The organism is Urbifossiella limnaea, assembly GCF_007747215.1.
Classification (GTDB): domain Bacteria; phylum Planctomycetota; class Planctomycetia; order Gemmatales; family Gemmataceae; genus Urbifossiella; species Urbifossiella limnaea.
The window spans coordinates 6008939-6033507 of sequence record NZ_CP036273.1 but is presented as its reverse complement, the minus strand read 5'-3'; the positions used below and the strand labels follow the sequence as shown (position 1 = coordinate 6033507).

At 72.1% G+C, this 24569-nt stretch carries 17 protein-coding genes; 11 read left to right on the top strand and 6 right to left on the bottom strand.

Features of this window, described 5'->3' with window-relative positions:
- Complete coding sequence (sucD, locus tag ETAA1_RS24575; RefSeq protein WP_145243133.1) at positions 1-915, bottom strand: succinate--CoA ligase subunit alpha; 915 nt, start codon at positions 913-915, stop codon at positions 1-3.
- Between the two features lie 272 nt (positions 916-1187).
- On the opposite strand from sucD, the gene ETAA1_RS24570 reads away from it, so the two are divergent.
- Together ETAA1_RS24570 and ETAA1_RS24565 are read left to right on the top strand one after the other, a co-directional pair.
- Positions 1188-2387, top strand: coding sequence for a glycosyltransferase 87 family protein (locus ETAA1_RS24570; protein WP_145243132.1), 1200 nt, complete (start codon positions 1188-1190; stop codon positions 2385-2387).
- 34 nt (positions 2388-2421) lie between these two features.
- Entirely contained in the window at positions 2422-3123 is a 702-nt protein-coding gene (locus ETAA1_RS24565) for a class I SAM-dependent methyltransferase (protein ID WP_145243131.1), read from the top strand.
- A gap of 316 nt (positions 3124-3439) precedes the next feature.
- Here ETAA1_RS24565 and ETAA1_RS24560 read toward each other — a convergent pair whose 3' ends face one another.
- The 4 genes from ETAA1_RS24560 to ETAA1_RS24545 all read right to left on the bottom strand — a co-directional run bounded on the left by ETAA1_RS24560 (position 3440) and on the right by ETAA1_RS24545 (position 10781).
- Positions 3440-5536, bottom strand: coding sequence for a PPC domain-containing protein (locus tag ETAA1_RS24560; RefSeq protein ID WP_202920383.1), 2097 nt, complete (start codon positions 5534-5536; stop codon positions 3440-3442).
- A 144-nt stretch (positions 5537-5680) separates the two neighbouring features.
- Entirely contained in the window at positions 5681-6985 is a 1305-nt protein-coding gene (locus tag ETAA1_RS24555; RefSeq protein WP_145243129.1) for a DUF1501 domain-containing protein, read from the bottom strand.
- A 138-nt stretch (positions 6986-7123) separates the two neighbouring features.
- On the bottom strand, positions 7124-8488 hold the full coding sequence (locus tag ETAA1_RS24550; RefSeq protein WP_145243128.1) for a DUF1501 domain-containing protein: 1365 nt from the start codon (positions 8486-8488) through the stop codon (positions 7124-7126).
- 151 nt (positions 8489-8639) lie between these two features.
- Positions 8640-10781 (bottom strand): DUF1549 and DUF1553 domain-containing protein, encoded by a 2142-nt coding sequence (locus ETAA1_RS24545; RefSeq protein WP_145243127.1) that lies wholly within the window; start codon positions 10779-10781, stop codon positions 8640-8642.
- Between the two features lie 145 nt (positions 10782-10926).
- Here ETAA1_RS24545 and ETAA1_RS24540 point away from each other — a divergent pair, with 145 nt between their 5' ends.
- Positions 10927-12486, top strand: coding sequence for a phospholipid carrier-dependent glycosyltransferase (locus ETAA1_RS24540; RefSeq protein ID WP_145243126.1), 1560 nt, complete (start codon positions 10927-10929; stop codon positions 12484-12486).
- 54 nt (positions 12487-12540) lie between these two features.
- Here the strand turns inward: ETAA1_RS24540 and ETAA1_RS24535 are convergent, their stop codons facing one another.
- Positions 12541-14091, bottom strand: coding sequence for a hypothetical protein (locus ETAA1_RS24535; protein ID WP_145243125.1), 1551 nt, complete (start codon positions 14089-14091; stop codon positions 12541-12543).
- 252 nt (positions 14092-14343) lie between these two features.
- Between ETAA1_RS24535 and lepA the strand changes: the two genes are divergently transcribed.
- The 8 genes from lepA (at position 14344) to ETAA1_RS24495 (ending at position 24465) form a co-directional block, all read left to right on the top strand.
- Positions 14344-16146 carry a translation elongation factor 4 gene (gene lepA, locus ETAA1_RS24530; RefSeq protein ID WP_145243124.1) on the top strand — a complete coding sequence of 601 codons (1803 nt, stop codon included), beginning with the start codon at positions 14344-14346 and terminating at the stop codon, positions 16144-16146.
- 193 nt (positions 16147-16339) lie between these two features.
- Positions 16340-17824 carry a signal peptidase I gene (gene lepB / locus ETAA1_RS24525; protein WP_145243123.1) on the top strand — a complete coding sequence of 495 codons (1485 nt, stop codon included), beginning with the start codon at positions 16340-16342 and terminating at the stop codon, positions 17822-17824.
- Positions 17825-17938: 114 nt separating this feature from the next.
- Entirely contained in the window at positions 17939-19732 is a 1794-nt protein-coding gene (locus ETAA1_RS24520; protein ID WP_145243122.1) for a S26 family signal peptidase, read from the top strand.
- Position 19733: 1 nt separating this feature from the next.
- Positions 19734-20132 carry an acyl-CoA thioesterase gene (locus ETAA1_RS24515; protein WP_238389298.1) on the top strand — a complete coding sequence of 133 codons (399 nt, stop codon included), beginning with the start codon at positions 19734-19736 and terminating at the stop codon, positions 20130-20132.
- Positions 20133-20141: 9 nt separating this feature from the next.
- Positions 20142-20681 (top strand): MotA/TolQ/ExbB proton channel family protein, encoded by a 540-nt coding sequence (locus ETAA1_RS24510; protein WP_145243121.1) that lies wholly within the window; start codon positions 20142-20144, stop codon positions 20679-20681.
- Positions 20678-21187 (top strand): hypothetical protein, encoded by a 510-nt coding sequence (locus ETAA1_RS24505; protein ID WP_145243120.1) that lies wholly within the window; start codon positions 20678-20680, stop codon positions 21185-21187. Before ETAA1_RS24510 ends, ETAA1_RS24505 begins: the two co-directional genes overlap by 4 nt.
- Before the next feature lie 7 nt (positions 21188-21194).
- The gene (locus ETAA1_RS24500) at positions 21195-21869 is read left to right on the top strand and encodes a hypothetical protein (RefSeq protein ID WP_145243119.1); all 675 of its coding nucleotides are present in this window, start codon (positions 21195-21197) and stop codon (positions 21867-21869) included.
- 166 nt (positions 21870-22035) lie between these two features.
- The gene (locus ETAA1_RS24495; RefSeq protein WP_145243118.1) at positions 22036-24465 is read left to right on the top strand and encodes a P-loop NTPase family protein; all 2430 of its coding nucleotides are present in this window, start codon (positions 22036-22038) and stop codon (positions 24463-24465) included.
- Positions 24466-24569 lie beyond the last annotated feature (104 nt).

Below are 24569 nucleotides of genomic sequence, written 5' to 3'. Positions count from 1 at the left end.
TTACTTCTTCTTCCCCATCGCCTCCACCACCGCGGCGCCCAGGTCGGCCGGCGTCGCGGCCACGGCCAGGCCGGCCGCCTTCAGCGCCGCAATCTTGTCCGCCGCGCTGCCGCTGCCGCCGCTAATGATCGCCCCGGCGTGGCCCATCCGCCGGCCCGGCGGCGCCGTCTGGCCCGCGATGAACGCCGCCACCGGCTTCGTCACGTGCTTCTTGATGTACGCCGCGGCTTCCTCCTCCGCCGTCCCGCCGATCTCGCCGATCATCAGGATCGCCCGCGTCCCCGGGTCCTTCTCGAACAGCTCCAGCAAGTCGATCTGCGTCGTCCCGATCACCGGGTCGCCGCCGATGCCGACGCACGTGGACTGCGGGTAGCCGAGGTTCGTGAGCTGGAACACCGCCTCGTACGTCAGTGTGCCGCTGCGGCTGATGACGCCGATGCCGGCCTCGCCCGGGGCGCACGGCTTGTGGATGTAGCCCGGCATGATGCCGATCTTGCACTGGCCCGGCGTGATGATGCCGGGGCAGTTCGGCCCGATCAGCCGCACGTTCGGCTTCGCCTTCAGGTAGCGCTTCGCCCGCGCCATGTCGAGGACCGGCACGCCCTCGGTGATCGCCACGATGAGGCGGATGCCGGCGTCGGCCGCTTCCATGATGGAGTCGGCGCAGCCGCTGGGCGGCACGAACACCATGCTGGCGTCGGCGCCGGTGGCCTTCACGGCCTCGGCCACGGTGTTGAAGACCGGCAGCTTCCTGCCCGACTTATCGCCGGTCCACGTCTGCCCGCCCTTGCCGGGGGTCACGCCGCCGACGAACTGGGAGCCGTAGAGGAGCGATTGATCCGTGTGGAGGCTGCCGGCCTTGCCGGTGATCCCCTGGCAAATGACCTTCGTGTTCTTGTCGACGAGGATGCTCATGGGCAGGTTCCGGGAGGCGGCGGCGGTTGGGGGTGTGATACGGCCGGCGGCCGGGACAGGCACCCCCACGCGGCGACCTTCAACACTCGGCCCGAATTCATTGTGTGCACGGCTCCCCCCCTGGGGGTCGCGGCACGCATTGAGTCGGTGCCACAAAAGAATTTTAGAGCGTCGCCCGGGGCGTTCCCCTCGGCCGGGCTTGGTGTTGCGGCGATCTCGCCCTGCGTGGTACGGAATCGGCCGTCCCGCGACGCCAACCCCGGACCCGTGCCGTGCCCGCCGACAGCCTCCGCTCGAAGCTCGTCGTTCGCACTGCGGTCGGGCTGTGGGTCGTGCTCCTCGGCGTCGTCTGCGTCCGCACCGTGTTGAAGCCGCTGTCGGCGAACATCTACCCGACGTACGCCTGGGCCGGCGAGCGGTTCGCGGCCGGGGAGCCGCTCTACGGCGTGTTCGCGCCGTACGTGGACAACTACCGCTACAGCCCGACCGTGGCCGCGGGGTTCGTGCCGTTCGGGATGATGCCGTGGGGGCCGGGCGGGGCGCTGTTCCGCCTGCTCGGCGCCGCCCTGTTCCTCGGCGGGGCCGCGGCCTGGTTCCGCCGCAGCTGGCCGAACGCACCCGTCGCGGCGGCGCTGGCCGTGATGCTCCCGCTGGCGATCGGCAGCGTCAGCAACGGGCAGGCGAACCCGCACATGGTGGGGCTGATGGTCGCGGCGGGGGCGCTGGCGCTGGGGAACCGGTGGGCCGTGGCGGGGGCGTGCGTCGCGGCGGCGGCGCTGTTCAAGGGCTACCCGCTGGCGCTCGGGATGCTGCTGGCGTTCGCGGCGCCGGTGCGGTTCGGCGTCGGGCTCGTGGCCGCGCTCGCCGCCGGGCTGGCGCTGCCGTACCTGCTGCAGAGCCCGGAGTACGTGAACGGCCTGTACGCCGAGTGGTGGATGAACATGAAGGGGGACGACCGCACCGGCTGGGAGAACTGGCGCGGCTACCAGGACTTCCACCTCGTGCTGAAGAACCTGGGCTGGACGGTGCCGCGGTCGCAGTACCTGTTCGTGCAGGCGGGCACGGGCGCGCTGTGCGCCGTGGTGCTGGCGTGGCAGCGCTGGCGCGGCACCGACCGGCCGACGCTCACGACGAACGCCGTGGCGCTGGGCCTGTGCTGGATGACGGTGTTCGGCCCCGCGGTGGAGTCGAGCACGCTGATCCTCATCGCCCCGGTGCTGGCGCGGGAACTCCTCGACCGCACGGGTCAGCCTCGTTGGGCGTGGCGGTCGGCGGTGGCAGGGGCGGTGTTGTTCCTGGCGGCGGTGGTGCTCTTCGCCTTCCCGTACGCGGTCCACCGGCCGGTGATCGGACTCGGCATCCAGCCGCTTGCCGCGGCGCTGGTGGCGGCGGCCGGCGTGGCGCGGGTGTTGCGGAAGCCGGCACCGGCAGCCGTGGACCGGCAAGAATCGCTCACCCGGCTTGCGGCCTGACGCCGAGCAGTTCGGGAACCCACGGTGTCGATCCATGCCCGCCGTCGTTCCCGCCTGGCTCGGCTACCACCGGTGGAACCGCCGCGACGAGCGGATGGCCGAACTCTGGGTGCGCGACATCGTCGCCCACCTCCGCGGCCTGCCGTGGCTCGGGCCTAACAGCGCCGTCCTCGACTTCGGCTGCGGCTACTTCGACGCCGGCGCCCGCCTCGCCGACCGTGCCGGCCGCGTGGACGGCATGGACACCGACCCGCACGCCGTGGCCGTGGCCCGCACGCGCGCCGCGGGATTGCCCTCGGTCATCTACGGCAGCGCGGCCCATCTGCCGGCGGCGAGCTACGACCTGATCTTCGCCAACAGCGTGGTCCAGTACCTCGGCGGCGACGCCGGCGTGGCCGAGACGCTGGCCCTGTTCCGCCGGCTGCTGAAGCCCGACGGCCGCGGCGTGGTGGTGCTGGCCGACCTGATCCCTACGCGCTACTCGAAGCCGCTGGACGCCTGCCGCTCGCTGTGGGTGGCGACGCGGAACGGCGTGCTGCCGGCGATGCTGGTTCACCTGTGGAAGGCGGCGCGGAGCCCGGACGGGGTGGTGCTGCACCGGATCGACGAACGGCGAATGGTGGAACTGGCGGCGGCCGCGGGCTTCGGCTGCGAGCGGCTGGCGCGGAACCTGACGCCGTCGCGCCGGCGGTACACGTGCGCGCTGACCGCTCGCCCCGGCGAGCGGCCGGCGTGAGCCGGCGGTTGGCTCGATCGCTATGGCACGGGCGTGCGGGGCTGCTCGCTCTCGTCGTGGGTGGTTCGCCCCCTCACCCCGCGTGCTTCGCCGCGACCCTCTCCCCCGAGTGGAGAGGGTGAGAGGCACCCGGCCCCCGTCGTGGGCGGGCAACCACGCCCGTGCGTCCGCGGGTCGATGCCCGCCTGTGCGTGGCGCGGACCACGCCCACCCTCTCCCCTCGCGGGAGAGGGTCGCGGCGAAGCACGCGGGGTGAGGGGGCTACCACCCGCGGCGGAGTCCGAAGGGGAGCAACGCACGACTGCCGGCGTACGGGTCACGGCGCCACCACGTCCAGCGCCGCCTCCGCGACCACCGGCGTCCGCCCCGCGGCGAGCGTGGCGCGGACCGTCAGCGGCTGGTTGAACGGCCCCGCCCCCGGCGCGAACCGCAGTACCAGCTCACCCGCGCCCGACCCCGCCGGGATCGTCAGCTTCTCGGCCGTCGCCCCCGACCAGTGCGGCGGCACCACCGCTTCCACCACCACCGGCCCGGTCAGGTCGCGCCCCCGGGTCACGGTGACCGGCAGGCGCACCTCGCCGCCGCCGCGGACGCTGCCGCGGCCGAGTTCCAACCCGAGCCGGCCCGGGCCGACGACCACGATCATCTGCTGGTTTTGCCCCGTCGAGCTGAACACCACCGGGTGCTCGGTGCCGTCCGCGTCCTTCACCACGCCCGTCGCCTGGACGCAGACGCGGCACGTGCGGCCGAGCTCCATCCACGGCGGCAGGTAGGCCGGGTAGTCGAACACGTCGCGGCCGGCGGGCACCTCCACCGTCGGCCCGGTGACGCCTTGCAGGTGCCGCGCCTGGCGGTCGGCCAGCGACACGCGGACGGGGCCGGCGAAGCCGGCGTCGCGTTGCACGCGGTAGGTGCGGCGGTAGATTTCGCCGCGGGGCGCCGAGGTCATCACGTACTCGTCCACGAGCTTGAACGGCGTCGGCACCGCGGCCGTGGCGTACACCTCCAGCGGCTCGACCTTCACGTCGCCGGCCCTGGCGCTGATCGCAACGCGGGCCGGCCGCACGACCGCGGTCGCGTCCGCCTGGATGGTCAGCTCGCCGGCCGACTGGTTGGGCGGAACCGTAACCGACTTCGCGGTCAAACCCGGCGGCAACCCTTCGGCGGTCAGTTCGACCGGCCCCGTGAACCCGCCCGTGCGCCCGACGGACACCTTCAGCTTGACCGCGCCGCCGCGGGGGACGCTGAGCGCGTCGGCCGGCAGCTTCGAGTTGCCGTCAACCGGCAGCTTGAGCGTCACGCCGGGGGCCGCGTCCGGCGTCACCTTCAGGCGGTAGGTGAACGCCGGCCCGCCGCGGCTGCGGAAGCGCTCGGCGACGCGCACGGTGTACGTCCCGTCGGCCGGCGCAGTGAACGTCAGCGTCGGGTCGGCGGTGGCGTCGGCGGGCTCGGCCTTCGCCAGCTCCTTGCCGGCGGCGTCGGTGACGGTCAGCACGCCGCACAACGGCGAGCCGGCCCGCCGGGCCACGAGGTCGAACGTGGTGCGCTTCCCCTTCGTCAGCGTCAGCTTCCACGCGGCCGCGGCGCCGGGCGAACCGATGCGGCCCGTGAGTGCGACCGGCGCGGCGTGCGTGGCGGCCGCGTCAGCGCTCTCCTTCAACCCGTCGGCCGGGCGCGGTTCCGCGCTCAACCCGGTCGTGATCGTGAGCCGGTAGACGTGCGCCGGTCCGCCCTGACCGCGGGCGTCGGCGACGCGGACGCGGTAGACGCCGGCTGCTGGCGCGGTGAAGCGCGCGGCCGCGTCGGCGCCCGGCGGCGCCACGTCGAGTTGCTCCGCGACGACACGTCCGGCGGCGTCCAGGATGTCGAGCCGCAGCGCCGCGGGCGAGTTGATCGCCTTCCCGACGGCGGTCGCGGTAACGGTCTGGCCGGCGGGCAAGGGGAACTCCCACAGGTCGAGGTCGTCGCGCGGGAAGACGCGGCCGTTGGCCGTCACCGGCAGCGTGACGCGCTCCGGGATCGGCTCGCCGTCGGCCTCCTTCTCCACGACCTCGGGCAACTCGCCGACGACGAACACGAGCCCGCCGGCGGCCCCCTGCGACGTGAACAGGTAACCCTTGCGCGGGCCGACGGCGGCGTCCGGCGCGAGCTTGATGCGGCCCGCCACGTCGGCGGGGTAGTCCTCGGCCTGTTGCGAATCGGGGAGCGGTATGACCGGCCCTTCGAACCAGATTCGCGGCGTGCGGGTGAGTGTCGGCGGCGCGGTGACGCCGGGGCCGCTGAGGGCGAAGCCGCACCTGTCGTGCAGGAACAGCCCGCCGACGCGTACCGCCACGGTGGTGCCGCGCTGCCCGCCGGCCGGGAACACGTAGCTGGCGACGGGTGGGGATGCGCGGAGAAAAGCGGGATTCACCACAGAGTCACAGAGAGCACCGAGAGAAGCCAGTAGACAGAGGGGAAGACACTTTGAATTCGGCCGCCAATCGCTGTTCATGATTCCCCTCAGTCTTCGGCTTCTCTCGGTGCTCTCTGTGACTCTGTGGTGAATCCTCCGTCTTCATGTCAGCCCCGGGATCAGCCGGCCGTTGTTGACCGCGGCGACGGGGCGGCCGTCGGGGGTGTGGAACTCGGCCTTCGGGTCGATGCCGAGTTGGTGGAACACGGTGGCGAACAGGTCCTCCGGGCCGAACGGGTCCGACGCGGGGCGCTCGGCACGCGCGTCCGAGCGGCCGACCACCACGCCGCCCTTCAACCCGCCGCCGCCGAGCAGCACGGTGAACGCCGGCCCCCAGTGGTCGCGCCCGGCGTTCTTGTTGATTCGCGGCGTACGGCCGAACTCGCCCGTCACCACCACCAGCGTGCTGTCGAGCCGGCCGCGGTCGGCCAGGTCGCGGAACAGCGTGCTGATCGCGGCGTCGAACCCCGGCAGCAGCGACCCGCGGAGGGTGGCGAAGTTGCCGTCGTGCGTGTCCCAGTTGCTGTGGTCGATCGTCACGCAGCGCACGCCGGCTTCCACCAGCCGCCGGGCCATGAGGCAGCTCTGGCCGAGGCTGCTGCGGCCGTACTCGTCGCGGAGGCGGTCGGGCTCGGCGTGGATGTCGAAGGCGCGCTTCGCGGCAGGGGAGGTCATCAGGTCGAAGGCGCGGTCGCGGAACGTCGCCACGGCGCCGGCGTGCTGGTTCGCCCGCGCCTCGGCGCCGCGGTGGAAGCGGTCCACGGTGTCGAGGAGGGCGCGGCGGTCGGTCAGCCGGTCGGCGGCGACCACGGCCGGCGGCATCAGGTCGGGCACGCTGAAGTTCGGCGCGTTCGGGTCGGCGTCGATGGTGAACGGGGCGTGGTTGGCGCCGAGGTACGCGGGGCCGCCGCTGGGGTGGAACTTCGGTAGCGCCACGTAGGCCGGCACCGACCCGCGCGGGCCGAGCGTCCGCGACACCATCGAGCCGATGCTCGGGCGCTGGTTGTTCGGCGACAGGTTCGGGTTGAACCCGGCCTGCGGGAAGTAGCCGGTGAGGATGTAGTGGTCGGCCGGGCCGTGGTCCGAGTTGTGGTGGCGGAACGAGCGCACCAGCGAGAACCGGTCGGCCTGCTGGCCCAACTTCGGGAGCAGGTCGCACAGGTCCATCCCGGGCACCTTCGACCGCGTCGGGTTGAACTCGCCGCGGAACTCGGCGGGCGCGTCCGGCTTCATGTCGAGGGTGTCGATGGTGGACAGGCCGCCGTGGAGGAACACGAAGATGAGCGACGTGTCGCGGCTGCCGCCGTCGGCGGCGCGGAGTAGCTGCGGCAGGCCGACGGCCGAGCCGAACAGCGCCGCGGAGCCGACGCGGAGCGCGTCCCGGCGGGAGAGGCCGTCGCAGAACATGGGTCGGGCTCCAATGCAGGTTGGCCGCAAAAAGGCACAAAAGACACAAAAATAAGAACGACCGAAAAATCAGATCAAACTCGGTCTTCGTTTTCTCTTCATTTTGTGTCTTTTGTGCCTTTTTGCGGCCATTCCCTCTTAAGTCATCAACCCCGCGATCGGGTCGCCGTCCACGAGCGTGTACGGGCGGTTCTCGCGGTCGCGGAGCTCGGCGTGCGGGTCGATCCCGAGCACCGAGTACAGCGTCGCCAGGAAGTCGGCCGGGCTCACCGGGCGGTCGGCCACGTACGCGGCGTTGCGGTCGCTGCGGCCGATCACCTGCCCGCCGCGGACGCCGCCGCCGGCGAACAGGGCGCTCTGGCAGGCGCCCCAGTGGTCGCGGCCGCCGTCCTTGTTCACCTTCGGCGTCCGCCCGAACTCGCCCGCCGCGGCGATCAGCGTGCGCTCCAGCAGGCCGCGCTCGGCCAGGTCTTCGATGAGGGCACTCAGCCCGCGGTCGAGCGCCGGCAGGCACGTCGGGCCGCGGAGCAGGTCGTAGCCGGTCTTGGCGCCGTGGATGTTCAGGCCGCTGTGGTTGTCCCACACGTTCGCCACGTTGCCGTCGGGGAAGATGTACATCCAGCTGATCGTTACCAGCCCGACGCCGGCCTCGACGAGGCGGCGCGACAGGAGCAGGCTCTCGCCGTACTCGTTGCGGCCGTAGCGGTCGCGGACGCGGCTCGGCTCGCGGCCGAGCTCGAACGCCTGCCGCACCGCCGGCGTCGCCAGCATCCGCAGGGCGCGGTCGTGGTTCTCGTCGATGGCCGTGCGGCCGCGCTGCAGCGCGGCGTCCTGGTGCTGCAGGCGCGTCAGCAGGGCGGAGCGGCCGGCGATGCGGGTGTCGGGCAACTCGGGTTGCGGGTCGAGCGCGTGCGTCGCCACCTCGCGGGTTTCCTTCGCGGGGGCGCGCTCGAACGGGTCGTGGCGCGGGCCGAGCCAGCCGGCGTGGGTGCCGGCGTAGGTCGAGCCGTCGTGCCCGATCGGCCGCGGCACCGTCACCGCCGCGGGCACCCCGGTCGGCGGGGTGAAGTGCGACACCACCCCGGCGACGTTCGGGAAGTCGGCCCGGGTGCGGTTGTTGTTCGGCACGCTGAACTGCCGCGGTGGCACGCGGCCGGTCATCATGTGGTAGACGCTCGGCTCGTGGTTGTCGCTGCGGTGCGTCAGCGACCGCACGAGCGCGTACTTGTCGGCGAGGCGGGCCAGCCGCGGCAGCTGCTCGCAGACGTCGATGCCGGGCACGTTGGTGCGGACGGGGCGGAACTCGCCGCGGATCTCGGCGGGGGCGTCGGGCTTCAGGTCGAACGTGTCGTGCTGCGGGGGGCCGCCCCAGAGGAAGAGGTAGATGCACGAGTCGGCGCTGCCGGCGCGCGGGGCGGCGGCACGGGCCTGGAGAAGACCCGGAAGCGCGCAGGCGCCACCGAGCTGCCCGAGGCGGAGCATCGCGTCGCGGCGGTGGAGCATGCGAAGGGCTCCCGGCGGAAAGACAGTTGGCCACAAAAAGGCACGAAAAGACACAAAAAGTTAGGCAGGAAACCAAATTCGAACTCTACGTCTGTTCTTCATTTTTGTGTCTTTTCGTGTCTTTTTGTGGCCATCTTCTTCGGCCGCTCACCTAGTGGTTGAACAGGAACTCCGTGCTGTTCAGCAGCGCCCACGCCAGGTCTTCCGCGCCGCGGCGGCGGTCCGCGGCGTGCTTGCGCAGGTGGGCCACCGCCACGGCCGTCTCGTCGGTCGTCGGCCGGCGCGAGAAGAACGTCAGGTACAGCTCCTCGGTCAGTTTCGCGTCGTCGGGCTGTGAGCGAACCAGCGTCGCCACGGTGCCGGCCTCGTGGTTCAGCTTCGCCTGGATGTCGGGCGAGTTCAACAGCGTCAACACCTGGGCGACGCTCGGCTCGCGGGTGCGCTCGCACTCGCACGCCGTCACCCGGCTCGGGCGGCCGAAGCGCTTCAGGAAGTCGTGCCGGGCCTTGCTGTCCCACAGTTGCACGGCGCGGGTCACGCCCGGCGAACCCTGGAACTTCTCGCCGACGCCGGTCGCCTGGCTCACCATGTCCAGCAGCACCTCGGCCTCGGGCCGCTTCAGCAGCGCCCGCGAAAAGTTCCGCTCGTCGCGCTCGTTGGTCGCGTTCGGGCGGCTGCTCGCCTGGTAGGTCCGCGACGCGGCGATGAAGGCGATCAGCTTCCGCACGTCGTACCTGTTCTCGACGGTGAAGCGGGCAAGCGCGTCGAGCAGTTCGGGGTTCGACGGCGGGTTTGTGGCGCGCACGTCGTCCACGGGTTCGACGATGCCCACGCCCAGCAGCCAGGCCCAGACGCGGTTCGACAGGTTGCGGGCGAAGTACGGGTTGTCCGGCCGCGTCATCCAGTCGGCCAGCGCCTCGCGGCGATCACCCGCGAGTTCGCTCGCGGGCGGGGTCGAACCGAGGGCGTGAGCGAACACCGGCTGGCCGGTGCGCGGGTGCTTCAGCGTCGCGGCGGGGCCGGCGGCGACGGCGCCGCCGCGGGCGCTCACCGGGGTGAAGAAGCCGACCATGCCGGCGTAGTCGGCCTGTGTCCAGCGGTCGAACGGATGGTGGTGGCACTCGGCGCAGCCGATCCGCACGCCCAGCAGCACCTGGGCCAGGTTCGACGCCATCTCGCCGGGCTTGGTCACCACCTGGTAGAAGTTCGCCGGCCCGACCTCGGCCAGCGGCCCCTCCGCGGTCAGAAGCTCACGGGCGAAGCGGTCGAACGGCACGTTCTCGGCCACGCTGCGGCGCACCCAGCCGTAGTAGCTGCGGGCGCGCTCGGGGCCGAGCGCCTGGCGGTCCACGCGGAGCAGGTCGGCCCAGCGCATCGCCCACAGGTCGGCGAACTCGGGCGTCGTCAGCAGTTGTTCGACGAGCCTGGCGCGCTTGTCGGCGGCGGTGTCGGCCAGGAAGCGGCGGGCGGCGGCGGGCGTGGGGAGCGTACCGGTCAGATCGAGGTACACGCGGCGGAGGTACTCGGCGTCGTCGCACACGGGCGAGGCGGTGACGTTCAGCTTGGCGAGCCGGCGGTCCACGAGTTCGTCGATGGCGTTGAAGCGCGGAAAATCAGTCGCGACCGGCGGCCCCGGCCGCGGCACGACGGCGCGGAACACGCCGACCTCGCCGAGGTAGCCGGCCATCACCGCAGCCTCGCCGGGCACGTCCAGCGTGCTGACGCGGCCGTCGGCCGACACGGCCGCGACCGCCTCGCGGTTCGACTGGTAGCGGGCGTGGCGGGTCACGTCCTTCTCGCCGCCGTCGGAGTAGCGGGCGATCACCTTCAACTGCTGCTCGGCCTTCGCCCCCATGACGCGCTCGGCCGGTTCGACGCGCAGCCCGACCACGCGTGGGGCGTCGGCCGCGCCGAACGGCATCCCGGCGGCGACCCAGCGGCGCAGGGTTTGGTAGTCGTCGGAGCCGAAGGGGAGTTTGGTGCCGCCGCCGTGCGCCGTGCGGCCGGAGCCCTTGCGGAGCAGCAGGCTCTCGTCGGGGCTGGTCGGCATGAGCCGGCGGCCGCGGGCCTCCTTCGTGAGCGCGGCGAAGTCGGCGTCCGGGTCGGAGCCGAGGACGGACAACTTGAAGCCGCCCTGACCGTCGGACTTGCCGTGGCAGCCGGACGAGCTGCACCCGTAGCGGCCGAGGACGGGGAGGATGTCGTTCTCGAAGTGGAACGCGGGCGCGTCGGCGGGCCGGGCCGCGGACGGCAGCGCGATCAGCGCGAGAATGGCAGCGAGCCGGGCGGTCACGGGCGGGAATCTCTGGCGAGCCGGGGGCGTCAGCCCCCGGATTCAGGCGGGTTATCTACGCTTGTACCACGACCCGAGAGCCGGAGCAAGCGCCGAACCGGCGGCGGACCTGTTCTACACTGCGGGTACGCACCCCGGAGCCGCCGTGACCCGTAACGCACTCGCCCTCCTCGCCGCGGCCGGGCTCGTCGCCGGGTTCTGGCGGCAGGGCGAGCGCGCCATCGCCGCCAACGGCCCCACCTTCGACGAGGTCGCGCACCTCGCCGCCGGCTTCGGCTACTGGGTGGCCGGCGACTTCGCGCTGAACCCCGAACACCCGCCGCTGCTGAAGCTGTGGTGGGCGCTCCCGCTGCTCGTGGGCGACGCGCCCGAGTTCCCGCGGCAGTTGGCCCGCGACACGAACGACCACTGGCAGGTGGCGCTGGCGTGGGGCTACGCCCCGGGCGTGACGTACCCCGACTTCCTGGCCGCGCCGCGGCGGATGAACTTGGCCCTCGGCGCCGGCGTGGCGCTCCTCGCCGGGTGGTGGGCGTACCGACTGTGGGATTCGCGGCTGGCCGGCGTCGCGGCCGTGGCTTTCGCCGCCACCGACCCGACGCTCGTGTCGCTGGCGTGCGTCCTGAGCACCGACGTGGGGCTGACGTTCTTCGCGCTGCTGTCGGCGTACCTGCTGTGGGAGTACGCCACGAAGCCGTCGCGTGGCTTGCTGGTCGGCGCGGGGATGAGCCTGGGGCTGATGCTGGGGTCGAAGCTGTCGGCGCTGGGGATGGTGGGGGCGCTCGGGCTCGCGGGGGTGGTCGTGCTGCTGCGCGGCGGTCGGCTGGCGCTGACAGGAGCGCCGGACACGGGGAAGCGCCTCGGGCCGGCGCTCGACCTGGCGTTCCGGCTGGGCCTGATCGCGTTCGTGACGCTGGCCGCGACCTACGGCTTCGTCCACTTCGGCGAGTGGGGCCGCGGGCTGAAGTTCCAGCTCACGCGGGCGCAGCACGGCGACGGCGTCATGTACCTGTGCGGTGAGCTGTCGCGCACCGGGTGGCTGCACTACTTCCTCGTGGCGGTCGCGCTGAAGCTGCCGCTCGGGCTGCTGCTCGGCAGCGCCGGCGGACTCGCGTCCGGGGCGTGGCGGGTGACGTGGCTCGTGGTACCGCCGCTGGCGTTCGTCGCGGTCGCGTCGTGGTCGCGGGTCGATCTGGGCGTGCGGGTGGTCCTGCCGGCGATCCCGTTCCTGTACGTGATCGCCGGCCGGCTCGTGGCGGGGCGCGGGAATTGTGTCGCGGTCGCGGCCCTGGTGTGGGCAGCGGTGGCGGCGCGGCAGGCGGAGCCGTACCCGCTGGCGTACTTCAACGAGCTGGCCGGCGGCAATGGCACGCGCTACCTTGCGGACTCGAACGCCGACTGGGGGCAGGGGCTGCCCGCTCTGCGCGACTGGATGGCGGCGAACGGCGTGGCCGCGGTGCAACTCGGCTACTTCGGCACCGACCGGCCCGAAGCCTATGGCATCCGCTACGAGGCGCTGCCGGGGTACGGCCGCGTCGGGCCGCCGAGCGATGTCGTGCTGCCGCCGGGGCGGCGGTTCGTGGTCGTGAGCGTGAACCACCTGCGCGGGCTGTACCTGCCCGACCCCGACACGTATGCCGCGCTGCGGGAGCAAAAGCCGGTCGCGATCCTGGCGGGGAGTCTGGTGGTGTTCGACGTGACAGACTGACCACCGCTCGCGGCTTCGTGTCGGGCGACGCGAAGCCGCAAGCGGCAACTCGACTCAGCGGCCTGGCCCGGGGCGGTTGAAGTTGTCCGGGTCGAACTCGTCCTTCGCCGGCACCACCGGGATCGGCGGCGGGGCGGTCCGGCCGAAGCCGGGGTTGTCGCTCGCCGGCGGGATCGGGGGGATGCTCCCCTCGGCCGGCGGGATTGCGGGCGGGGCCGGAACCGTCGGCGCCGGGGCGGGCACGGGCGGCGGCGGCGGCGGCAGCGTCGGCCGCACGTCCGACACCGGCGCCGGCGGCAGCACCGGGGCCGCCACCGGCGGCGCGGCGGCGACCGGCGGGGCCAACTCGCCCACCGACAGGAACGCCCACGCCTGCAACATCCGGAACGCGGCCGCCTCGCGGTCCACGAACGCCGGCGTCACCTGGCCGCCGTGCGCCGTCACCGCCTTCAGCAGCAGTGGGCTCGCGGCCGGCTCCGTCTTCTTCACCTGGGCCGCGGCCGCCCGCAGGTTCGCCCGCGTCGCCGCGGCGTTCACCTCGTTCGACGGCACCGCCGTCAGCTTGAACGCGCTCGTGTGCGTGGAACTGGCGTGGCAGGTGGCGCACTGGTTCATCAGCACCGGCTGCACGCGCGGGCCGAACGCCACCGCTGCCTCCGGGGCCACGTCCGGCTCGGGCACCGTCGTCACCGGCGGCGGCGGAACCGCGGGCAGCGCCGGCGTCGGCGCGGGCGCCGACACGCGGGTGGTGCCGTCGCCGGGGTACAGCTTCAGCGACTCCTCAAGCGTCCGCACCAGCGTCGCCGCGGTGCGGTTCGCGGGCTCGAGTCGCACGACCTCCTTCGCCTCGGTCAGGGCGTTCTCGCGCATCCCGTTGTACATGCACCACCGGGCCAGCCGCAGCCGGGCGGCCGCGTCGTCGGCCTTGGTGTCCTTCAGCGTCAGGCGGTACGCCTCGTCCTTGCTCCCCGCCACGTACTTCACCTGCTCCGTCGGGAACTTCTGGTCGACCGACGCCCGCCGCACGATCACCTTCCCCTCCGCCCGGCTGACGTGGCCCTCCACGACCTTGCCGTCCTGCAGCACGACCACGCCCCCGTTCGTCGGCGGCGTCGTGGGCGTGACGGCCAGCGGCGGCGGCAGAGGCTGCGCGACCGGCGGCGGCACCTTCGGCAGCGCGGCCGGCGGCGGAAGCGGCAGCGGCTGCGCGACCGGCGGCGGTACCTTCGGCAGCGCGGCCGGCGGCGGAAGCGGCGCGGGCTGGGCGACCGGCGCCGGCACGGCGGGAAGGGGAATCACCGGCGGCGGCGGCACCGCGGGCAGCTTCGTCGGCTCGGCCTTCGCCGCGGGCACGATGGGCATCGGCACCGGCAGCGGCGCCGGGGTCACCACCGGCAGCGGCGGCAACTCCACCTTCGGCGGCGGCGGCACGGCCGGAAGCGCCGGCGGCGGCACCATGTCGGCCGGGGCCGGGGCCGGCAGTCGGATGCCGGGGTCGAGCACGACCGGCGGCAGCGCCGGCCGGTCGGGGGCGGGTTGCGTGTACGCCGCCCCGACCGCCGCGAGCACGGCCGCGGCGGCGGCTAGGCCGAGTGTGGTTTTCATAGTGCCGCCCCAATACCGGCCCGCGCCGCGGAGTCAACCCCAACCCACGCTCTCGCCGGAATCATTGTTTCCGGCCGAGGGGGGTCGATGCGCGGAAACATGTCACCGACTCATAAAAAAGTTCGTCCCCGCGAACCCCGCCCCGAACGTGAACCCGAACCCCTCCGCGCCCGCGGCCTTACGGCCGCCGGCTCCTCCGGACGCTCCCGCGCCCTACCCCTGCTCTCCGAACGCTGCTACGATACCCCCATCATGCCGACCCCGACCGCGCTCATCCGCAACTTCTGCATCATCGCCCACATCGACCACGGGAAATCGACCCTGGCCGACCAGTTCCTCCTCAAAACCGGGGCCGTCTCGGAACGCGACATCAAGGCCCAGACGCTCGACAGCATGGACCTGGAGCGCGAGCGCGGCATCACCATCCGCATGCACCCGGTCACCATTTATCACGAACACCAGGGTCAGAAGTACGAACTGAACCTGATCGACACCCCCGGCCACGTGGACTTCAACTACGAGGTGTCGCGCAGCCTCGCCGCCTGTGAGGGGGCCATCCTCCTGGCCGACGCCTTCCAGGGGGTGCAGGCCCAGACCGTCGCCAACGGCTTCCTGGCGATGGACGCTCAGCTGAAGATTATCCCGATCCTCAACAAGATCGACCTGCCGCACGCCCGGCCCGACTTCGTCATCGGCGAGATGGAACAGGCGCTGATGATCGACCCCGACGACGTGCTCCGCGTCAGCGGCAAGACCGGCGTCGGCGTGGACGAGTTGCTCACCGCCATCATCGACCGCGTGCCGCCGCCGGCCGGCGACCCGGCGGCGCCGCTCAAGGCGCTCATCTACAACAGCCACTTCGACACCTACAAGGGCGTCGTCGTCTACGTCCGCATGATGGACGGCAACCTGAAGATCGGCCAGCGCATCAAGCTCATGCGGACCGGCCGCGAGTACGTCGTCACCGACATGGGGCAGTTCCGCCCCGAGATGACGAAGATCGACGAGATCGGCGCCGGCATGGTCGGCTACTTCACCGCCAACATCAAGAACATCGACAACGTCAACATCGGCGACACGGTGACCGACGCGCTCCACCCCACGGCCGAACCGCTGGCCGGGTACAAGGAGCCGAAGCCGATGGTGTACTCCGGCCTGTTCCCGGTCAACAACAACGAGTTCGAAGACCTCCGCGAGGCGCTCGGCAAGTTGAAGCTGAACGACTCGTCGTTCACGTTCACGCCCGAAGTGTCGGACGGCCTCGGGTTCGGCTTCCGCTGCGGCTTCCTGGGGATGCTGCACCGCGAGATCATCCAGCAGCGGCTCGAGCGCGACAGCGAGCTGAACCTGGTTCAAACCGCGCCGAACGTGACGTTCGAGGTGCTGAAGCGGGACGGCACCGTCGTCACCGTCCACGGCCCGCAGGACGTGCCGGACGCGGGGCTGATCGAGGAGTTCCGCGAGCCGATCGTGAAGATCAGCTTCCTGATCCCGGCCGAGAACATCGGCGCCCTGATGGGGATGTGTACCGACCGCCGCGGCACGTTCGTCCGCACCGAGTACCTGAGCAAGCAGCGCGTCATCCTCGTGTACGAGATGCCGCTCGGGGAGGTGATCTATGACCTGTACGACAAGCTCAAGAGCGTCACGCACGGCTACGGCACGATGGACTACGAGGTGCTCGGCTTCCGCGCCGCGGACCTGGTGAAGATGGACATCCTCGTGCACGGCCAGAAGGTGGACGCGCTCTCGGTGGTGGTCCACCGGTCGAGCGCCGAGCGGCGCGGCCGGCTGATCCTGAAGAAGCTGCGCGAGGAGATCGACCGGCACCTGTTCGAGGTGGCCTTGCAGGCGGCGATCGGGGCGCGGGTGGTAGCCCGCGAGAACATCGCGGCGATGCGGAAGAACGTGACCGCGAAGTGCTACGGCGGCGACATCACCCGCAAGCGGAAGCTGTGGTCGAAGCAGGCCGAGGGGAAGAAGCGGATGAAGCAGATCGGCCAGGTGGAGGTGCCGCAGGAGGCGTTCCTGGCGGTGCTGGAGCAGGACGAGTAGCGGGGGAAGCAGGAAACCGGGATTAACCACAGAGTCACAGAGAGCACAGAGGAAAACAGAAAACCGAGACAACCCATGGTTTGAAATCACAGTTTTCGTTCTTCCTCGGCTTTGGTCTTCCCTCTGTGCTCTCTGTGACTCTGTGGTTAATCCGGATTTTGCTTCTGCTTCTGTTCCGGGGCGTGGGATCACGATGAGCGACGCCCCCCTCGAACTACCCCCCGACGAGCCGCCGACTTCCCGCCCACCGCCGCGCCCGTCGCACCTGCGCGGGCTCGCCAACCTCGCCGCGCTCGTGCTGTGCGGGTTCGTCCTGTTCCGCGTTGTCGTCGCCGAGCCGTTCGGCGTCCCCACCGGCAGCATGGCCCCCACCCTCATGGGGAACCACCGCCAGGCCGACTGCCCCCGCTGCGGCGCGCCCGTCCGCGTCGGCCTCCCCACCAACGGCGAGCGCGCCGGCCACAACGCCGACATTCCCTGCCCCAACTGCGGCAAGAAGCAGAACCTCGCCGACGCCCCCGCGGTCAACGGCGACCGCGTCCTCGTGGACAAGCTCGTGTACACGCACCGCCGGCCGCGCCGCTGGGAGGTGGCCGTGTTCCGCTGTGCCGCCGACCAGTACAAGGCGTACGTGAAGCGCGTCCTCGGCCTGCCCGGCGAGGAGATCACGATTCAGGACGGCGAGGTGTACGCCGACGGCGGTCTGCTGCGGAAGGCGCTCGCCGAGGTGCGCGAGACGCAACTGCGGGTGTTCGACCTGGCGTTCGCGCCGCCCGGCGGGTGGGGGCCGCGCTGGTACGTCTACCCGCCCGACCGCGACGGCCGGCTCCCGCCGAACGGCCCGCCCGCCGCCCCCGCCGACGCCGGCGTGCTGAACAACGGCCAACTGATTCTCGACGCGGCCGCCTCCCCGCAGGCCGAGGTGCGGCTCGAATACCGGCACGTCAACCTCGACAACCCGGACCCGAACGGCGACGTGGTCACGTCCGACAACGGCTACGACGGCGGCACCCGCTCGCGCAGCAACGTCTACGCCGCGCACGATTTTTCCGCCCGCTGCGACATCGTGGTCCAGGAGGCGCAGCCCGGCGCGACGCTGGCCCTGCGGCTGTTCGACGGCACGGACGCGGTGGCGGCGGAAGTGTCGGTCGGCCCGCGGGCGGAGGGGAAGGCGGCGCTGAGCCACGACAAGCTCGGCGGCCTGTCGGCGTCGCGCGGGGTGGGGCTGGAGCCGGGCAAGAGCTACACCGTGGAGTTCGCCTTCGTCGACCGCCGCGCCACGCTCGCCGTGGACCGGCGGGTCGTGCTGCCGCCCGCGGACCTGCCGGCGGAGGCGAAGCGCGGCGAGGTGCGGCGGCCGTTCCAGCTCGGGGCGCGCGGGTGCAAGCTGGTGGTGACGCGGGTGCAGCTGTTCCGCGACATCCACTACACGAACGCCGGCCGGCACGGCACCCGCGTCCCGGCCCGGCTGGGGGCCGACGAGTTCTTCGTGCTCGGCGACAACAGCGGCAACTCGCAGGACAGCCGGGAGTGGCCGCACCCGGGCGTGCCGGCGGGCGACTTTCTCGGTAAACCGATTCTGGTCCACCAGCCGCTGCGGCCCGGCCGGGTGACCGCCGGCGGCCAGGAGCGGGTGTTCCAGACGCTCGACTGGGCCAGGTTGAGGTGGCTGCACTAATTGTTTGGCTGCTTGCGGCACAGCGGTGTCTACGCCGCCAAGCCGCAAGCGGCCAATCCGTGGCCCCCGCCGGCGAATACCCACGGTCCCCCGACCGTCCCCCGCGAGACCGTGATGGCCCCCGCCGACCCCAAGACGAAGCCCCCCGCCCCGCCGCGCGACCACACCCGCGAGGCGGTCGAGACCATCGTCTTCGTCGTCGTGCTGGTGCTGCTGCTCAAGCTGTTCGTCACCGAGGCGTTCGTCATCCCCACCGGGTCGATGGCCGAGACGCTGTACGGCATCCAGAAGATCATCACCTGCGGGAAGTGCGGGCACGAGTTCCCGATGAACGCCCACGACGAGGTGCAGGGCCAGCAGGGGAGCGGCCGCAAGCTCGTCGCCGCCGGGTACTGCTGCCCGAACTGCCGGTACCACGGCCGCGTCGCCGACCTGAAGCCGGTCCCCGAGCCGCGCACCGGCGACCGGGTGCTGGTGCTCAAGCCCATCTACCACTTCAACGGCACCGGCCGCCCGACCCGCGGCGACGTGGTCGTGTTCAAGTTCCCGCGCGCCCCGCAGGAGAAGTGGGAGGCGGCCAACTACATCAAGCGGTGTATGGCCTTCGGCGGCGAGACCGTGGGCATCCACCGCGGCGACCTGTACGCCACCACCACCCTCACCTACCCGCCGGACGCGAAGGACGCCAGCGGCAACCCCCTGTACCCGCGGCCGGACGACCCCAACGACCTGTGGCGCGGCGGCGAGTCCACGCAGACCACCGACTTCCGCTACCCGAACAACGACCAGGCCGTGGACTTCTTCGAGAAGAGCCGGCAGACCGGGTTCGCCCCCGGCAACGGCGGGTTCGAGATCCTGCGGCCGACCGAGGAGCAAGTGCTGGCCCGCGCCCGCGTCGTGTGGGACAACGACCACCAGCCGCCGGACCTCGCCGGGAAGACGCCGCCGCGCTGGTTCTCGCGCCCCGAGGCGACCGGCAAGTGGAACGGCGACAACCCGAGCCAGCCGAAGGCGTTCGGCCACACCGCCGACAGCCTCGACTTCATCCGCTACCAGCACCTCGTGTGGAAGCGCGAGAAGAAGAAGGACGACGCCGGCAAGGAGGTCGGCGACTGGCAGCGGACCGGCGAGTACTGGACGTGGGGCGACTGGCGGCCGAACCAGACCGACCCGTTCGAGACGCTGACCGCCGGGCCGGTGGACAACTTCCTGGGGTACAACGACGGCCTGGACGTCGACCCGACCACGACCCTGCCGCACGAGCGGCGCGGCAACCGGTCGGCGCAGGACACGACGTGGGTCGGCGACCTGATCCTGGAGTGCGAGGCCGACGTGCAGGCCGGCGCCGAGGTGGTGCTGGAGGTGAGCCGCGGGCAGACGCGGTTCCAGGCCCGGTTCGCCGGCGGCGAGGTGGAACTCGTCTCGACCGGGCCGGCGGGCAAGTCGTTCGGCAAGCGGCCGACGAAGATCACGGCGGGAAAGTACAAGCTCCGGTTCGCCAACGTGGACGCCCGGCTGTGGGTGTGGGTGGACGGCAAGCGGATCGACTTCGGCACCGACGCCGACTACCCGCCGGCGAGCACGGTGGCGGCCGGGCAGGAGGACAAGGAGGGCTGGACGGAGGAGAACGACGTGGCGGCCCCGGCGAGCGTCGGCGCGAAGGGCGGGGTGACGGTGCGCGGGCTGAAACTGATGCGCGACATTTACTACACGCGGTTCGGCGGCCACGCCAGCGGGGCGGACCTGTACTACGTGCAGCCGGGTCACTACCTGTGTTTGGGGGACAACAGCGCCCACAGCTCGGACAGCCGGTCGTGGGGCGTGGTGCCGGAGCGGCTGATGCTGGGGAAGGCGGTGTTCGTGTTCTGGCCGGCGTGGCCGCACAACCGCGTCGGGTTCATCCGGTAACGTGGCGAACGACATGCAGACCGGCGAGGTGAAGATCCGGGTGCGGTACGCCGAGACGGACCGCATGGGCCTGCTCCACCACGCGAACTACCTCGTGTACTTCGAGCAGGCCCGCACGGAGCTCCTGCGCGACGCCGGCAAGACGTACAAGGACCTGGAGGACGCCGGGTTCTTCCTGGTGGTGGCGAAGCTGGAGGTGCGCTACCGCCTGCCGGCGCACTACGACGACGTGCTGACCATCCGCACGACGGTGACGAGGGCCAGCCCGGTGCGGCTGGAGCACCGGTACGAGGTGGTGCGGGACGGTGCCGTGATCTGCGAGGCGACGAGCACGCTGGCGTGCGTCGGCCGCGACGGGCGCTTGCAAGCGCTGCCCGACTGGTTGAGCGGGTCCGAGTAGGAGTAATACGTGCGCCGGTTCTGGATCCACCACGTCCTGCCGGCGGCGTTCTGCGCCGTGCCGCCGCTGGCCGGGGCGCTCGTCTTCGCCGCCATCCCCGCCGACGCCCGCCGCGACTACCTCGCCCGCGCCCAGGAATCGGGCATCGACTGGATCATCATCGCGCTCGGGTTCACGCTGCTGGTCGTGCAGCTGATCTTCGCCTGGCGCGCCCTCCGGTGGAGCCAGACGGCCGGCGACTTCGACCCCGCCGCCGACCGCTGGCTGAGTCACCTGGCGCAGGCCGCCGAGTGGTTCCCGCTGCTCGGCCTCATCGGCACCGTCGCCGCCATCCTCCAGACGTTCAGCTCGTTCACCCCCGGCTCGAACCCGACGCCGCAGGACATCATCCGCAAGTACGCCCCGGCCATCACCGCCACCGGCAGCGGGCTGTTCATGGCGCTGATGAACATCCTCCCGACGTGGGTCGTCGGCGTCGGCCGCGACCTGATTCGCGCGCTGGCCGGCTACCCGACGCCGCAGCCGCCGGCCGCGGAGGAGGTGGCGTGATCACCCCGCCGCGCCGGTCCGTCACCCGGTTCTTCATCCCGCTCATCGACGTGCTCATCCTGCTGTTCTGCATCTTCCTGCTGATGCCGTTCGTCAGCTCCCCCGCCGCCGACGACGACACGAAGCCCGCGCCGAAGGCACCCGAGTTGCCCACGGACGTGGCCGAGCTGCGGAAGCAGCTGGCGGCGACGCAGAAGGAGCGCGACGAGGCGCAGCGGCGGCTCGACCGGTTCCAGAAGGACCGCGGCGAGCGGCTCGTCGTTCGCGTGCTGGAGATCGACCCGGACACGGGTAAGCTGTACTACTACGCCCCCGGCCGGCAGGAGGTGGCGGGGCAGGCGCAGGCCGAGCAGCTGATCGCGTACCAGAAGCGGCTGGCCGGCGAGAAGGACACGTACTTCCTGATCATGTACCCGCGGCGGGCGTCGGGCTACCCCACGCGGGCGAACGTCGAGACGTACCGGGCGTGGTTCCAGGACGTGCCGTACGGGTTCGACATTCCGTGAGGCGCCAATGTTCGCGGCGACACCGCTGTTCTTCGCCGGCGGGGGGAACTGGCTCGAGGAGTTCGCCCTCGGCTGCCTCGCCGTCGCCGGCGGGTACGTCGTCGGCTACGCCGGCGGCGGCGTCCTCGGCTGGGCCGTCGACAAGTGGGTGTTCAAGAAGCCGTCGCCCGAGCCGGCCAGGAAGCTCCTGCGGATCGTCTGCGGCATCGCGCTCGCCGTACTCGTGTTCTGGATCGTGTTCAAGGACCGCGGCACCGGCGGCGGCAGCGGCGACGGCGTCGGGAAGGGGAGCGGCTCGCCGACGGACTCGACGGGGAAGGGCGACCCGCCGAAAGCGGACGACAAGCGGCCGCCGGTGAAGGTGGACCCGCCGAAGCCGGCGGAGGTGGACGCCAGCACGCCGCAGGTGCGGGTGACGTTCCTCGGCGGGGACGCGGCGCAGCCGGCCGGCGGGCGGTTCTACTACGTCGGCGACGAGCCGGTGCTGAAGACGTTCGACGAGGTGAAGGCGGCGGTGGAGGCGAAGAAGCGCGACGCGGCGGGGGCGCAGGTGCTGCTGGTGGTGGTGTACCCGGCCGACCGCACCCGCGCCGCCGACGAGCGGAGTCGCACCGTGTCGCAGGTGACCGAGTGGGCCGATCGCGCCGGCGTGCGGGTGGTGCTGGGCACGGGGACGAGGTAGCGAGAAATGCAGGGTTAACCACAGAGTCACAGAGGGCACAGCGGAAAGACAGAAGACAGAGACGAAGCAGGGTTTGAAAACAAATTCCCGTCTTCACTCGGTTTTCTGTCTTCCCTCTGTGCCCTCTGTGACTCTGTGGTTAAATTCGGATTTGAAGGGCTACCCCATGCTCGCGCCGCCGCAAATCCTCCTGTTCGGCCACCCCGGGTCCGGGAAGACGCACCTCCTCGGCGCCCTCCTCCGCGCCTCCGACGCCCAGCCCGCCGCGCTCGGCGGCACCGTCGCCGACCTCACCGGCCACCTCGAACCGGTCCGCGCCGCCGTCTACGCCGACGGCAACCTCAAGGCCGCGGGCACCGAGGTCAACACCTTCCGCGTCCAGTACCGCACCCCCGAGCCCACCGACTTCGTGCTGATCGACTGTGACGGCCGGGCGTCCACGGCGCTGCTCAAGGCCGCCGACGCGCTCGAGGCCCGCCGCGTCACCGGCACCGTGGCGCGGGCCGTACTCGGCTCCGACCTGCTCGTGCTCGTCATCGACGCCACCCTGAACGACGACGACCGGGCGGAGCGGTTCGAGGACTTCCTGTTCTTCCTCGAACAGGTCCACGGCCGGCGGCTGCGCGACCGCGAGGTCGGCGGGCTGCCGGTGTTCGTCGTGCTCACACGCTGCGACCTGCTGGCGAAGCCCGGCGACACCACCGCGACGTGGGAGGCCGAGGTGCGCTGGCACCTGGCCAAGGTGCGGCGGCAGTTCGAGGAGTTCGTGGACGACCAGCTGCCGTTCGAGGGGCACGGCTCGTCGTCCCTGCCGTTCGGCAGCGTGGACGTGGAGGACTACGCCACCGCCGTCCGCCGCCCGCCGCTGGCCGACGCCCCGAAGCCCGAGGCCGAGCCGTTCGGCGTCGCCGAGCTGTTCCACGACGCCTTCCGCGCCGCCGCCGCGCACCGGACCCGCGCCCGCGCGTCCGACACGCGCCTGCGGCACACCGTGTGGGCGGTCGCGGCCGGCGTGCTGGCGCTGCTCGCGGGTGCCGTCGCGGTCACGGTGTTCGCGCCGGCGACGGCCGACCCGCAGCTGCCCGAGCGGGTGAAGCTGTACGCCCGCGGCGAGCCCGCGGCGGCGGTCCGGCTCGCCGAGCCGACCGCGACGCGGAACAAGCGGCTCCTCGCGTCGTACCGCGCCGACCCCGGCTTCTTCGCGCTGCCGGCCGACCTGCAAGCCTTCGTCGAGGGCCGGCTGCGCGAGGTGGACGACTACCAGGCGTACCGGGCGAAGCTGGCCGCGCAGCCGGCCCCGTCCGAGGCGCGGACGCTGGACGAACTGGAACGCGTCCGCGCGAAGCTGGCCGGCGAGCTGGCCCTGCCCGCGGAGTACACCTGGGGCGACACCGAGGCGGCGAGGCTGCGCGACAAGTGGCTCGCCGACGCGGCGAGCATCCGCGGCGCGGAGGCCGCGTGGCACGACTGGTACCGCGGCCTCCTGAACCAGGCGACGGCGCTGACGCTGACCGGTTCGTTCGCCGGCGACTGGCGCGACCGCGTGAACCGGCTGGCGGACGCCGGCACGCAGCCGCCGTTCGCGCTGGGGTCGCCGCTGCCCGGGAGCGAGGCACTGCCGGGGCGCGACGCGGTGACGTACCGGGTGCCGTTCGAGTACGACCGCGTGTACCAGGCCCGCCGCGACTGGGAGTACGCCCGCGGCCGGCTGCTCCACCTCCGCGACCTGGCCGACGCCCTCGCCCTCACGCCGAGCGCCGAGCGCCGCCCGCTGCTCATCCCGCCGCCGGGCAGCGGCCTCGACGCGACCGCGTTCCCCGCCGGCCAACTGGCCGAGCTGCGGACGCGCTTCCCGCGCGGCGGCGAACTCTACCCCGCGGACGTGAGCGGCTACCCCGAGTGGGAGCTGAGCGGCTTCCCCGACCCGGCGCGGTCGGTGCTGGCGGGCCGCGTGCGCGAGTCGTTCGCCAGCGGCGCCGCGGCGGTTCGCACCCTCGTGGCGGCGCGGCTGAACGGCGACGACACGCCGGCCGGTTGGGCGCGTGCCGCCGAGGGCTTGTCGGCGCCGCCGTTCGCGGAGTGGGGCCGATTGTTGCACGTGCTGGCGAAGCTGGAGGAGCGCGCCGCAGGCGACCCAGTCGCGGGGCTGGCGGCGTTCCTGCGGGCGCCCGAGTTCGCGTTCGACCTGCGCGGCGCGGAGCTCACCATCCCGCTGGTGCTGCGGAACCCGCCGCTGGTGCCCGCCGGCCCGTTGACGGTTACGGTGACGCCGCGGGCCGGCGGCGAGCCGGTGGTGCGGACGTTCGCGCCGGTCGGCGAGCCGGTGCCGCGCGACCTCACGACAGCGTACACCTTCGGCGCCGCGCCGCCGTTCACCTATCGCCCCGGCGACGCGCTGCGGGCGGAGTTGCCGGTGCGGTCCGGGGCGCAGGCGTTCACACTGACGTGGGACGCGGGCGGCTCGCGGACGTTCCAGTTCGACCGGCTGGCGCGCGAGCCGCGGCTCGGCACCGAGCCGGCAACCGGCGTGCGGCTGGCGCCGGCGGCGGGGTCGGTGGTGCCGCGGGTGCCGGCGCTGCTGCCGGAGGTGCGGTAAGCTCGGTTGCCGCTTGCGGCTTCGCGTCGCCCAGCGCGAAGCCGCAAGCGGCAACCTAACTTCCCCCTCCCCCGCGGCGCCGTCGTTCTGGTATAACTCCCCCC

What these genes read in the sequence shown, in the direction of transcription:
- sucD (WP_145243133.1), bottom strand. Translation starts at nt 915, where the DNA reads ATGAGCATCCTCGTCGACAAGAACACGAAGGTCATTTGCCAGGGGATC.
- ETAA1_RS24565 (WP_145243131.1), top strand. Translation starts at nt 2,422, where the DNA reads ATGCCCGCCGTCGTTCCCGCCTGGCTCGGCTACCACCGGTGGAACCGC.
- ETAA1_RS24555 (WP_145243129.1), bottom strand. Translation starts at nt 6,985, where the DNA reads ATGTTCTGCGACGGCCTCTCCCGCCGGGACGCGCTCCGCGTCGGCTCC.
- ETAA1_RS24550 (WP_145243128.1), bottom strand. Translation starts at nt 8,488, where the DNA reads ATGCTCCACCGCCGCGACGCGATGCTCCGCCTCGGGCAGCTCGGTGGC.
- ETAA1_RS24535 (WP_145243125.1), bottom strand. Translation starts at nt 14,091, where the DNA reads ATGAAAACCACACTCGGCCTAGCCGCCGCCGCGGCCGTGCTCGCGGCG.
- lepA (WP_145243124.1), top strand. Translation starts at nt 14,344, where the DNA reads ATGCCGACCCCGACCGCGCTCATCCGCAACTTCTGCATCATCGCCCAC.
- lepB (WP_145243123.1), top strand. Translation starts at nt 16,340, where the DNA reads ATGAGCGACGCCCCCCTCGAACTACCCCCCGACGAGCCGCCGACTTCC.
- ETAA1_RS24520 (WP_145243122.1), top strand. Translation starts at nt 17,939, where the DNA reads ATGGCCCCCGCCGACCCCAAGACGAAGCCCCCCGCCCCGCCGCGCGAC.
- ETAA1_RS24500 (WP_145243119.1), top strand. Translation starts at nt 21,195, where the DNA reads ATGTTCGCGGCGACACCGCTGTTCTTCGCCGGCGGGGGGAACTGGCTC.
- ETAA1_RS24495 (WP_145243118.1), top strand. Translation starts at nt 22,036, where the DNA reads ATGCTCGCGCCGCCGCAAATCCTCCTGTTCGGCCACCCCGGGTCCGGG.